Source organism: Solihabitans fulvus (genome assembly GCF_008386585.1).
Lineage (GTDB): Bacteria > Actinomycetota > Actinomycetes > Mycobacteriales > Pseudonocardiaceae > Solihabitans > Solihabitans fulvus.
Genome location: NZ_VUOB01000002.1, coordinates 1 through 11652 on the forward strand (window position 1 = coordinate 1; position 11652 = coordinate 11652).

Here is an 11652-nt window from a genome sequence, read left to right on the forward strand (position 1 = left end):
ATCCTGGACAACGGGAAGCTGCGGTTGCCGAAGGTCGGTGACCTGCGGGTGCGCTGGTCGCGGCCCCTGCCCTCGGACCCGTCCCCGGTCACGATCGTGAAGGACGCGGCGGGACGGTACTTCGCCTCGTTCGTGGTCCAGACCGGCGAAGGCGAGACGCTGCCGCCGGCCGCCTCTGAGGTCGGTATCGACCTGGGGTTGACGCATTTCGCGGTCCTGTCCGACGGCACGAAGGTCACGGCGCCGAGGTTCCTGCGCCGCGCGGCCCGCGCACTCACACGGTTGCAACGAGCCCTGTCCCGCAAGAAGCGGGGCAGCCAGAACCGCAAGAAGGCCGTCGTGAAGGTCGCTCGGGCGCACGCCCGGGTGGCTGACACGCGGCGGGACTGGCAGCACAAGCTGTCCACGGCGATCATCCGCGACAACCAAGCGGTGTATGTCGAGGACCTGTGTGTGGCCGGTCTGGGCCGGACCCGGTTGGCCAAGTCCGTGCATGACGCCGGCTGGGCCGGTTTCACCGCGATGCTGGAGTACAAGGCCGCCCGCTACGGGCGCGCCTTCGCCAGGGTGGACCGGTTCTTGCCGTCCACCCGCATGTGTTCGGACTGCGGCAGGGTCAATGAGAAGATGGCGCTCGACGTCCGGTTGTGGACTTGCCCATGTGAGTCGGTTCACGATCGGGACGTCAATGCCGCCAGGAACATCAAGGCCGCCGGGCAGGCGGACTTCAACGACCGTGGAGCGCGGGTAAGACCGGGACTCGTCCCGGTACCGCGCGGCGAAACGGTAACCCACCCGGACGCCGCGCGGTCCACGCGCGGCGTGGAGGGAATCTCCGTCCTTAGACGGAGAGGATGTCAACCGTGCAGGCGGCGGTAGGCGGCCGCCGCGCCGGGATGCAGCGGCAGCCCCGCCGTGCCGATCAGCGTGCGCACGTCCAGGAACTGGGTGCCCAACGCCTGGTCCGGCACCAGCCGCGCGGACTGCTGCACCAGCACCCGCACCACGGCGGCGGCGATCTCATCGGGCAGCGTCGGCGCGCACACCAACAGGTTCGCCACCCCGACCGTCGGCACCTCGCGCACGAGCCGGTACGCCCCGGACGGCACCGGGGCCTGCTCGTACACCGCGCCGTACCTGGCGCGCAGGCGGTCGGACGCCTCGCCGAGCGGCAGCAGCCGGATGCCGACCTGCTCGTCCAGCTCGGCGAGCTTCGGCGTCGGCACCCCGCCGGACCACAGCAGCGCGTCGATCCGGCCCGCGCCGAGCGCGGCGACGGCGTCGGCCAGCGACAGGTGCTCCACCCTCGCGGCCAGCCCGAGCAGCTCGAACATCCTGGCCCCGACCACGGCCGCGCCGGAGCCCTGCGCGCCGAGCGACACCAACCGGCCGGCCAGGTCCTCGACCGCCTGCACCGGCGAGTCGGCCCGCACCACCAGCTGCATGTAGTTCTCGTACACGCGGCCGAGCGCGTGCAGCGGCACCGGCTGGTCGAACGGCGCGGTGCCGGCCGAGGCGGCCAGCGCGGTGTCGGCCAACACCAGCCCGAGGTCCGCGCCGCCCGCGCGCACCCGGTTCAGGTTGTCCTGGCTGGCCGAGGTCTCCATCGCGGAGCAGCGCAGGTTCGGCTCCGCCCGGTTCAGCTCGGCGGCGAGGAGCCTGGCGAAGTCGAGGTAGAAGCCGCCGACCTCGCCGGCCGCGATCACCAGGGCGCGCGGCGCGCCCCGGTACTCGCTGTCGGCGCAGCCACCCAGTGCGGGCAGCAGCGCGACCGCCGCGCCGCCGATCGCCAGCCGCAGCACCGATCTCCTGGTCGGGTTCACAGGGCTGGCTCCAGCCGCAGCACCGATCTTCTGGTCGGGTTCACAGGGCTGGCTCCAGTGGGAGGCGGACGTGCACGGCGAGGCCGTGTGGCTCGACCGCGCGGACGTCCAGTCCGCCGCCGCGCGCCGCCACCAACTTGTCGGCGATGGCCAACCCGAGGCCGGTGCCCCGCGCGCCGCCGTCGCGGCTGGACCGCCAGAACCGTTCGGTGGCCCTGGCCAGCTCGTCGGCCGGTAGTCCGGGACCGTCGTCGGCGACCACCACCGTGGCGATCTCGGCCGTGCGGTCGGCCGAACAGGTCAGGCGCACCCGCGCGCCCCGGCCCGCGTACTTCACCGCGTTGTCCAGCACCACGTCCAACACCTGGGTCAGGTCCGAGTCGGAGCAGTGCGCGAGGATCGACAGGCCGCCGTCCTCCGGCACGCACAGCAGCACGCCCGCCTGCTCGGCGGCGGGCTGCCAGGCGTCCACCCGTTCCACCAGCGCCGCGCGGACGTCCGCGAACTCCGGTTCGTGCCGGCCGGCGGCCAGGGCCGTGCCGGCGCTCTCCGCCGAAGCCAGCGCCAACAGCCCGTCCAGCAACGACTCCAGCCGCTCCACCTCGGTCACCGCCGAGTGGTAGGTCCGCTGTCCCTCGTCGGCGACCCGGCCGGCCAGCGAGTCCATCCGCAGCCGCAGCGCGGCCATCGGGTTGCGCAGCTGGTGCGAGGCGTCGGCGACCAGCCTGCGCTGCTGGTCGGCGGCCTCGGTCACCGCGTCAGACATCCGGTTGAACGAGCCGGCCAACGCGCGCAGCTCCCGAGGCCCGGCCGTCACGCCGACGTGCGCGGCGCGCTGACCGGCCGCCACGGCCCGCACGCCGCGCTCCAGCTCGGTGAGCGGCCGCAGCACCCACCTGGCGACCACCATCACCAGCAGCACGGACGCCACGGCGGCGGTCAGCGCGCCCGCGAGCACCAGCGCCCACCGCTGCGTCACGTCGCCGGCCGCCACCCGCACCGAGGCGCGCAGCAGCACCGCCCCGGTGACCCGCGTCCCGGTGCCGACCGGCCGCGCGAACAGCACGTCCTCCCGCGACCACGGCAGCACCGTCGCCACCGGCTGGCCCGCCTGGTTGCGCAGCGCCGCGTCCAACCGGGGCGCGAGCGACGGGTCGGTGGCGCGCAGGCCGCCGGACTCGACCACCGGGCGCCGCCGCGCGTCCACGACCACCACCGAATCGCCGTACAGGTCGGTGTAGGCGCGCACCTCGGCGTTGAGCTGGCCGGCGTCCCCGCCGCCGGTGGCGGGCTGGGCGAGCGCGGCGAACCGGTCGACGTCGGCGGTGCGGTCGATCACGAACCGCTGGGTGCGTTCGGCCGCCGTGCTGGTCAGCAGTGGAAGCGCGAACGCGGTCACGGCGGTCGCCGAGAACAGCAACAGCACCACCAGCAGGCGTTTGCGCACCCTGAGGCTCCTCAAGTACCGAGTCGGTAGCCGAAGCCGCGGATCGTGACGATCAGGCCGGGGCGGTTGAGCTTGGCGCGCAGCTGGGTCAGGTGCACGTCCAGCGACCGGGACACCGCGAGGTAGGCGTCGCCCCAGACCTCGTCCATCAGCTGCTGGCGGCTCACCGCCGTGCCCTGCCGGCTGGCCAGCACCGCGAGCACGTCGAACTCCTTGGTGGTCAGCCCGGGATCCGCGCCGCCCACCAGGACCAGGCGGGCGTCCAGGTCGATCTCCACGTCGGCGACGCGGACCGTGCGGCCGACCGGCGCCGTCCGGCTGGCCGCGCGGCGCGCCACCGCGTCCATCCTGGCCAGCAGCTCGGCCAGGCGCGGCGGCTTGACCAGGTAGTCGTCGGCGCCGAGCCGCAGGCCGCGGACCATGGTGCGCTCGTCGGCGCGCGCGGTGAGCACCAGCACCGGCACGGCGTCGACCCTGCGGAGCTTGCGCAGCACCTCGAGGCCGTCGCCGTCGGGCAGGCCGAGGTCCAGCAGCACCAGGTCGGCGTCGCGGTGCCTGGTCAGCGCGTCCGCGCCGCGCCGGACCCTGGTCGGGATGTGGCCATGCGCGCCGAGCGCCTCGACGAGCGCGCCGGCGACCCCGTCGTCGTCCTCGACGATCAGCACCCGCACCGCGACATCCTCTCCACCCGACCGCACCGACAACGCGAGACACCAGTAGACCACCGGCGCGGGCCGGGGACCGCGTCGCGCGGGGTCTCCGTCCTAAGGCAGTGCAAGGTCTTGCCGCGCCGCCTTGCCCCGCGTCGCGTTGGTGCCGAAGGTGAGGGCCGTCACGCGAGGAGGCTGGAAATGACAGTTGGGGCGGGTCAGCGAGGACAGCGCCTGGCCGGGGGTGATCGGCGGGTCACGGCGAACGTGGTCCGGGGTTCGCTCGGCAATCTGATCGAATGGTACGACTGGTACGCCTACAGCGCGTTCAGCATCTATTTCTCCAAGGTGTTCTTCCCGGACGGCAATCAGACCGCGCAGCTGCTCAACACGGCCGCGGTGTTCGCGGTCGGCTTCCTGATGCGGCCGATCGGCGGCTGGCTGCTCGGCCGGTTCGCCGACCAGTTCGGGCGGCGCAACGCGCTGACGGTGTCGGTGCTGCTGATGGCACTCGGCTCGCTGATGATCACCTTCACGCCGGGCTACAAGTCGATCGGCATCGCCGCGCCCGTGCTGCTCCTGTTGGCCAGGCTGTTGCAGGGCCTGTCGGTCGGCGGCGAGTACTCGACGTCGGCGACCTACCTGTCCGAGGTGGCCACCCCCGGTAAGCGCGGCTACTACTCCAGCTTCCAGTACGTGACGCTGGTCGGCGGGCAGCTCATCGCCCTTGGCGTGCAGTTGGTGCTCCAGAGCTGGCTGACCAAGCCCGAGCTGACCAGTTGGGGCTGGCGCGTCGCGTTCGGCGTCGGCGCGTTCGGCGCGCTGGCCGTGATGTGGCTGCGGCGGGGCATGGACGAGTCGGAGAGCTACCAGCAGGAGACCGCCAAGGGCGCGCAGGCGCCGGGTTCGCGCGGCACGCTGCGGGTGTTGTTGCAGTACCCCAAGGAGTGCCTGCTGGTGGTCGGCCTGACCCTCGGCGGGACGGTTGCCTTCTACACCTACAGCACCTACGCCAAGAACTTCATGGTGAACACCAGCGGCATCGACGCCAAGACCGCGACCTGGATCATGTTCTTCGCGCTGCTGGTGTTCGCGGCGCTGCAACCGTTGGCCGGCAAGCTCTCCGACCGGATCGGCCGCAAGCCGCTGCTGTTCGGCTTCGGCATCCTCGGCACGATCCTGACGGTTCCGCTGCTGACCCTGTTGGCTGGCACGAAGAATTCATTCGCCGCGTTCCTGATCATCTTGGCCGGCCTGCTGATCGTGACCGGCTACACGTCGATCAACGCGATCGTCAAGGCGGAGCTGTTCCCGACGAAGATCCGCGCGCTCGGGGTTGGCCTGCCCTACGCGCTGACGGTGGCGATCTTCGGCGGCACCGCCGAATCGATCGGCCTCTCGCTGAAGCAGGCCGGCAGGGAACCGCTGTTCTACTGGTACGTCTCGGCGTGCATCCTGATCTCGCTGGTCGTCTACTTCTTCATGCGGGAGACCTCCAAGGACTCCCGGCTGGAGCAGGGGTCCGCGACCGTCACCGAAGGCTGAGCCCGCGTCGGCCGCCGTGCGCCGGCACGGCGGCCGAGCTCAGCCGATCCCCTGGCCGGGAGCCAGGATGTGCCTGGGGTCGAAGCGATCCTTCGCCTCGCGCAATCCCGGCCAGGCCGGCCCGAAGTGCGCGGCCCAGTCCGCCTGCGCGAGCGCGACCGCGCTGACCGGGTAGCCGGTTCCGCCCGTGGCGCGGACGAGGTCGTAGAGCGCGCGGTTGGCCGTGGCCATCCGCCGCGCCAGCTCGGCGTCGTTCGGCGGGAAGCGCAGCACGTTGAACTGGAAGACGACGTCCTCGTCCGGCAGGCGCAGCAGGGGAGTGGCGAACCGGTCGGCGCGCAGCGGGGACAGCACGATCCGGCCGAACTCGCCGAGGTCCGCGCCGGTCAGGTCGGCGAGGACGCCGCCGACGAGGTCGTCGACGGCGGAACCGCCGACGAACGAGGTGAACCACGGATGGGGATCGGACCACCGGCCGATCGACCGCAGGTGCTTCTCCAACGGGGACAGCCGGTTCAGGAAGTCCACATAGGACAGTTCGGTGATCGCGGCGTCGGCGCGTTCGTCGGACAGCCCGGCGAGCACGAGGTCGTCGTCGGGCCGCGCGTCCTGGGAGTGCAGGACCGCGGCCTCCAGCTGGTGCCGCCAGCCATCGCCGTCGACCAGAACGGCGCCCTGCACGACGTCGACCCGTTGGGCCGCAAGCAACAGCCGCTGGTCGGCGGTCAGCGCGGGCAGGTCGCGGTAGCGCAGCGTGTACTGGCGCGCCCGGTCCATCGCCGGCACCAACCGCAGGGTCGCCCTGGTGATGACGGCGCACTGGCTGAGCCCGCCGCGCACCGCGTCGAACAGGTCGCGGTGCCGGTCGCGCGAACAGGTCAGGGCCCTGCCGTCGCCGGTGACGACGTCGAGTTCGATGACCTGACAGCTCGCCGCGCCGTGCCGGTGGGTGGTGCCGCCGATGCCGCCCGCAGACACCGTGCCGCCGACGGAGAGTTCGAGATAGTCGGGCAGCACCGGGGGTGTCAGACCGTGCGGCAGGGTGGCGGCGAGCACCGTGCCCCAGGTGGCCCCCGCGTCGACGACCACGCGGTCGCCGCCGACCTCGTGCACGGTCCGGAAACCGCTCAGGTCGAGCACGACGCCGTCCTCGACCAGCGACCTGCCGTACACCGAATGACCTTGTCCCCGCGCGGCGAGCGGCAGCCCGAGACCGGCCGCCCAGCGGACGACAGCCGCGATGTCGGCCGTCGACGCCGGCCGCGCCACCCAGCGCGGTTGCCTGGTGACGAGCCCGCCGAAGTCCGTCGCCGCCGCGTCGAGCGCGTCGGGATCGTCGGTGAGCTCGCCGTCCAGCGCGGGCGGCCGACTTCCCTCGCTCGGCCCCGAAACGGGCGGAACACCGGCTATGTTCATGCGTCACATCGTATCGACGCAGCGGTTGGGGACTGGCGACAATGCACCCGCGTTCGGCACTCCTGGTGCTCGACCTGATCAACGACCTCGTGCACCCCGACGGCACGCTGGCCGCCTCCGGCCCGCTCGCGCACGCGACCGACCGTGGCGTGCTGGACCGCGCGGCGGTGGCGGTCGGGCGCGCGCGGGCGGCCGGTGTTCCGGTGATCTACGTGGTCATCGGCTTCTCGCCGGATCTCTCGGACTTCCCTGCGGACTCGCCGCTGTTCGGCGTGGTGCCAGACGAGCTGGTGCCGAGGCTGGGCACCTGGGGCACGCAGGTGCACGACGCCGTGCGGCCGGCCGACGGCGAGCCCGTGGTGCGCAAGAGCAGGGTGAGTCCCTTTCACGGCACCGAGTTGGCCGAGCTGCTCGAGGCGCGCGGAGTCGACACCCTGCTGCTCGCCGGCGTCACCACCGACCTCGTGGTGCTCTCGACCGCGCGCGAGGGGCACGACCGGGACTACCGGATCGAGGTCCTGGAGGACGCCACCGCGACGGCCGACCAGGAACTGCACGAGGCGGCCCTGTCCGTGCTGCGCCGCACCGCGACGATCACGACCGTGGAGCAGGCGCTGCCCGCCTGACGGGCGCTCGCGGGTCACGCGCGGTCGGCCAGGGCTGCGGCCATCCGGTCCAGCGCCTCGTCGAGCACGGCAGGCGCCGCGGCGAAGGAGATCCGGACGTGTCCGGCGCCGCCGGGCCCGAACGCCGTGCCCGCCACCACCGCCACCCCGGCCGTGCGCAGCAGCCACTTCGCGAACTCCGCCGAGTCGGCGAAGCCCGCGCCGCGCACGTCGGGGAACGCGTAGAAGGTCCCGTCGGGATCCGCGCACTCGACACCCGGCATGGCGGCCAGCGCGGCGACCGTCCGCGACCGCCGCCGCCCGTACTCCTGCGCCATGTCCAGGACGAACTGCTGTCCGCCGGTCAGCGCCGCGATGCCGCCGCGCTGGGCGAAGGACGCGGCGCAGCTGACGGTGTGCTCCTGGACCTTGACCGCCTCGCCGATGAGGTCGGTCGGGCCCGCGACGTAACCGAGGCGCCAGCCGGTCATGGCGTAGCTCTTGGAGAACCCGTTCACCGTCAGCGTCCGGTCCGCGCACCCCGGCAGGGCGGCCAGGCTCAGGTGCTTGCGGCCGGCGAAGATGATCTTCTCGTAGATCTCGTCGGCCACGACGAACAGGTCGTGCTCGGCGGCGAAGGCCGCGATGTCCTCGGCCTCCTCCCGCCGCAGCGCGTTGCCGGTCGGATTGGTCGGCGTGTTGACCAGGATCGCCCTGGTCCGGTCGGTGACGCAGGTGTCGAGCAGCCGCCTGGTGATGCGGAAACCGTTGGTGGGGCTGAGCTCCACCGGAACCGCGCGGGCCCCGACCAGGTGCGCGATCGACGTGTAGCTCACCCAGCCCGGCGACGGGACCAGGATCTCGTCGCCGGGGTCGAGGATGGTCATCATGGACACGAACAGGGCGTGCTTGGCCGACGGCGTCACGATGACGTCGGTGCGGGGATCGACGGCGATGCCGTTGTCCTTGGCCAACTTCGCGGCGATCGCGGTCAGCAGTTCCGGCAGGCCGCGGCTGCCCGTGTAGTGGGTGAAGCCCGCTTCGAGCGCGGCCGCCGCCTCGGCGGCGATGTGCCCGGCCGTGGCGACGTCGGGCTGCCCGCCGCCGAGGTCGAGGATCCGCGCCCCGCCGGCACGGAGGTCCTGCACGAGGTCGTGTATGGCCACCGTCGCGGATCTCGTCAACCCGGCGAACCGTTGCGCCGCACGGGACTTCACGCGCTCACCCGCTCCCAGTCGGCGGCGGCGAGGACGTCGGCCGCGATCGCGTCGGAGTCGTGCACGAAGTCGCCCCACAGCCCCGGCCGGTTGCTGCCGACCTGCATGAACCAGCGGGTGTGCTCGGTGGGGATGCCCACCACGTACAGGCCCGTGTCCGGCTCGCCGTCCCGCGCGACCGGGTGGTACGGGCTGCCGGTGACCGCGACGCCGCCGGTGTGGAACGCCTCAGCGCCGTCGCCGTTGACGTAGCCGGTCCAGATGCCGCGCTCGCGCAGCCTGCGGGTCAGCGGGCTGAGGTCGCGTGGCAGGTCCGGGTACGGAATGCGGGCGTCGATCACCACGTCGACCGCGACCTCGGCGCCGGCGACCTGCGGGGAGGACACCGTGAAGCGGCCGCTGGCGGCGTCGCAGGCGAACCGCGCCCTCGGTCCGATCACCCGCAGCACTCCGCACTCGATCAGCGCGAGGAGCTGCCGGAGCCTGCTCGATGGCGGCCCTGCGGCGAGGAACGCGCTGCGCGGGACGTACCAGCCGAGGAAGTCGTCGCGGTGCGAGGACGGCGTGAGGCCCGAGTAGTCCACCAGCTGGCAGATGAACCGCCGGCAGTCCCGCAGCACGTCGAGGGCCGCCTTGAGCGGCGAGTCCACGTTGCCCCGGTCCGCGTCCACCAGGTCGCGCCGGATGATCGAGGCGAGCTCCCGCTCGAAGGAAGGCCGGTCGGGGAAGGACCGGTCCGCGAACGGCCGGGCCAGCGCGTCGAGGTTCAGCCGGGGGAGGTCCGCGATGCCGTGCTCGGCCGCGATCGCCACCACGTCGGGCAGTTCGGCGCGGGCGGCGACCGCCGAGGTGAACGCGGCGGCGCGCGCGGCGTCGAACCGTTGCCGCAGCGCGGTCGCGTAGTAGACGAGGTCGATCTCGGCCAGCAGCCAGGGCAGCACGTCGGCCCGGAAGTCCAGCGCTCGCACGGAGTTCCGCCGCACGCGCTGCTCGGTGAACAGCACCGGCCGGTAGCCGAACCTCGGCGGCTTCTGGTTGCATCCGCGCGCCGGCAGCGGCATCCCGCTGCGCGAACCGGCCACCAGCACCGGTTCCCGGCCGCTCGGGTGGTAGCGCAGCCCGCCGTCGTCCGCCTCGGTGAACCGGCCGCCCCTGCCGAGGCTGAACGCGGCCATCACGTCGTAGAAGGACAGGCCAAGGCCGAGCACGCCGACCGGGGTGCCCGCCGGGATCGCGTCGAGCGGCATGTCCGCCGCGGAGTCGCCCCGCAGGTAGCGCAGCCGGGGCCGGTCGGCGGCGAACTCGGCGAGGTCGCGCAGCGGCCCGGTCAGCTCCGGCTGCGAGTGTCCCGTGGTGAGCACGACCCGGTCCACCGCAAGGGATTCGCCGCCGGTCAGCGTCAGGAGGTAGCCGGTGCCGGTCGACTGGAGGTCGGCCACCCTGGCGCGGATCCGGCGCAGCGTCGTGGTGTCCGGCAGCCCGCCCTCCACCGCGTCCAGCACGAAACGCAGGTAGCGGCCGTAGTCGGCGCGCGCCGCGTAGCCGTCCGGCGAGGCGTTGACCGGGTCGATCGTCCGCCACCACTCGTACAGCGAAGGGCCGGAACCCGCCCTGGTCGGGCCGTCGTCGGGCAGTCCGGAGAACGCGGACACCATGCCGGCCACCGTGTTCAGCAGGAACCAGGGCGGCTGGTTCGTCCGGTAGATCCGGCCGGCGCCGACCTCGACCGCGTCGATCAGCAGGATCTCCACCGGCCGCCGGACCGGCCGCTCGGCCAGCCTGGCGGCCATCCGCTCCACCGCCATCAGCCCCCTCGGGCCGCTGCCGACCACCGCGACGCGGTACGCCGATTCGGCACGAGGCGCGCTGAGTTGAACTGTTCGCTCGCGCACCGCGTCAGTCGCCGATCCGGCCGACGACGCCGTCCTGCCAGCGCCCGTTGTGCCGGTCGGCCGCCGCCCGGTCGCGGAACGCGTAAGTCTTGAGCAGCCAGCGCGTGCGGGCTCGCTCGGGGTCGTTGATCTCGATGTGCTCGCGGCTGTGCAGGCCGTCCTGGTTGGCGAAGGTGAACAGGTCGCCGGTGCGGATGCGGTGCCGCTGCTTCTCCGACCTGACCAGGACGTTTTTCAACGCCAGCAAGGCGTTCTTCGCCGAGGCCGGGGCGTCGGCCGCGACGGTGGTGTGGGTGTCCACGTAGCGGACGCTGTGGTCGTTCTCCAGGATGGGGTGCGCCTCGGACACGGTGAGGGTCCGGTTGTTGTCCTTGGACAGCACGTCGAACGGGGTGACGAAGTAGGGCAGGCGAAGGGTGTGCTGGTCCTGCTCGCTCAGCCCGGCGAGTAGGGTGCGGCCGTCCACGAAGCTGGTGTAGGTGAAGTCGCCGTCCGGGCACCGCATGCCGAGCAGCGTGATGTAGTCCGCGCGGACGGGGTGGGCGGTGCGGTCGTTGTGGAACGCGAGCTCGCCGTCGCTGAACCCGGTCTGCTTGCCCCGGTAGCGGTTGATGGCGATCACGTCGATGAAGAAGTCCCCGTTGAACCTGGCCCCGTAGGACAGCAGCGGGGTGGCCACCAGCTGGCCGAACAGCTCGAGGAACGCCTCGGCCACGAAGGTCTTCTTCTTGGCGTACTTGTCCGCGAGCGGGTCCTCCTGGTCGAGCACCGGGACGACCTGGTCGACGGGGCAGTTGCGCAGGACGTGCGCGGCCGAGACGCCCTGTTCCCGGTCCGTGCGGATCCGCTCGGTCACCTCGAACAGAAAACGCGGGACCTGACCTCTGTCGATCACATCGGCGACGGCGCGAGAGAACACAGAGTAGTCGCCGTACGGATTCTTGTCGACGGTCTCCAGCGCGGCACGCAGGTCGTCGCGCTGACTGTCGGTGAAGACATGGGAAGGTTGCATGACCGTCTTTCTCAAACGTGTCGGCTCGGCGCACGGGGAACGATG

At 72.3% G+C, this 11652-nt stretch carries 10 protein-coding genes; 3 read left to right on the forward strand and 7 right to left on the reverse strand.

Annotation, left to right across the window (positions count from 1 at the left end):
• A partial coding sequence (locus tag F0L68_RS01365) for an RNA-guided endonuclease InsQ/TnpB family protein (RefSeq protein ID WP_223198402.1) occupies window positions 1-879 on the forward strand: 879 nt, incomplete at its 5' end.
• Here F0L68_RS01365 and F0L68_RS01370 read toward each other — a convergent pair.
• Genes F0L68_RS01370 through F0L68_RS01380 form a run of 3 tightly spaced genes read right to left on the reverse strand, consistent with a single transcriptional unit; the run spans window position 858 to window position 3941 of the window.
• Window positions 858-1823 carry a TAXI family TRAP transporter solute-binding subunit gene (locus F0L68_RS01370; protein WP_149847533.1) on the reverse strand — a complete coding sequence of 322 codons (966 nt, stop codon included), beginning with the start codon at window positions 1821-1823 and terminating at the stop codon, window positions 858-860. The genes F0L68_RS01365 and F0L68_RS01370 overlap by 22 nt on opposite strands.
• A gap of 40 nt (window positions 1824-1863) precedes the next feature.
• Window positions 1864-3270: a sensor histidine kinase gene (locus tag F0L68_RS01375; RefSeq protein ID WP_149847534.1), complete on the reverse strand. Its 1407-nt coding sequence runs from the start codon at window positions 3268-3270 to the stop codon at window positions 1864-1866.
• Between the two features lie 11 nt (window positions 3271-3281).
• Window positions 3282-3941 (reverse strand): response regulator transcription factor, encoded by a 660-nt coding sequence (locus F0L68_RS01380; RefSeq protein ID WP_149847535.1) that lies wholly within the window; start codon window positions 3939-3941, stop codon window positions 3282-3284.
• A 180-nt stretch (window positions 3942-4121) separates the two neighbouring features.
• Between F0L68_RS01380 and F0L68_RS01385 the strand changes: the two genes are divergently transcribed.
• Window positions 4122-5465, forward strand: coding sequence for an MFS transporter (locus F0L68_RS01385; RefSeq protein ID WP_149847536.1), 1344 nt, complete (start codon window positions 4122-4124; stop codon window positions 5463-5465).
• Between the two features lie 39 nt (window positions 5466-5504).
• On the opposite strand, the gene F0L68_RS01390 is transcribed toward F0L68_RS01385, so the two are convergent.
• Window positions 5505-6881 (reverse strand): FAD-binding protein, encoded by a 1377-nt coding sequence (locus tag F0L68_RS01390; protein WP_149847537.1) that lies wholly within the window; start codon window positions 6879-6881, stop codon window positions 5505-5507.
• Window positions 6882-6922: 41 nt separating this feature from the next.
• On the opposite strand from F0L68_RS01390, the gene F0L68_RS01395 reads away from it, so the two are divergent.
• Window positions 6923-7507: a cysteine hydrolase family protein gene (locus tag F0L68_RS01395; RefSeq protein WP_149847538.1), complete on the forward strand. Its 585-nt coding sequence runs from the start codon at window positions 6923-6925 to the stop codon at window positions 7505-7507.
• Window positions 7508-7521: 14 nt separating this feature from the next.
• Here the strand turns inward: F0L68_RS01395 and F0L68_RS01400 are convergent, their stop codons facing one another.
• The 3 genes from F0L68_RS01400 to F0L68_RS01410 are packed head-to-tail and all read right to left on the reverse strand — an operon-like array spanning window position 7522 to window position 11607.
• Window positions 7522-8703: a pyridoxal phosphate-dependent aminotransferase gene (locus tag F0L68_RS01400; protein WP_149847539.1), complete on the reverse strand. Its 1182-nt coding sequence runs from the start codon at window positions 8701-8703 to the stop codon at window positions 7522-7524.
• Window positions 8700-10595, reverse strand: a complete 1896-nt coding sequence (locus tag F0L68_RS01405) for an FAD/NAD(P)-binding protein (RefSeq protein WP_149847540.1) — start codon at window positions 10593-10595, stop codon at window positions 8700-8702. The genes F0L68_RS01400 and F0L68_RS01405 overlap by 4 nt, the downstream gene beginning before the upstream one ends.
• 4 nt (window positions 10596-10599) lie before the next feature.
• Window positions 10600-11607 carry a TauD/TfdA family dioxygenase gene (locus tag F0L68_RS01410; protein ID WP_149847541.1) on the reverse strand — a complete coding sequence of 336 codons (1008 nt, stop codon included), beginning with the start codon at window positions 11605-11607 and terminating at the stop codon, window positions 10600-10602.
• Window positions 11608-11652 lie beyond the last annotated feature (45 nt).

What these genes read in the sequence shown, in the direction of transcription:
- F0L68_RS01385 (WP_149847536.1), top strand. Translation starts at nt 4,122, where the DNA reads ATGACAGTTGGGGCGGGTCAGCGAGGACAGCGCCTGGCCGGGGGTGAT.
- F0L68_RS01390 (WP_149847537.1), bottom strand. Translation starts at nt 6,881, where the DNA reads ATGAACATAGCCGGTGTTCCGCCCGTTTCGGGGCCGAGCGAGGGAAGT.
- F0L68_RS01395 (WP_149847538.1), top strand. Translation starts at nt 6,923, where the DNA reads ATGCACCCGCGTTCGGCACTCCTGGTGCTCGACCTGATCAACGACCTC.
- F0L68_RS01410 (WP_149847541.1), bottom strand. Translation starts at nt 11,607, where the DNA reads ATGCAACCTTCCCATGTCTTCACCGACAGTCAGCGCGACGACCTGCGT.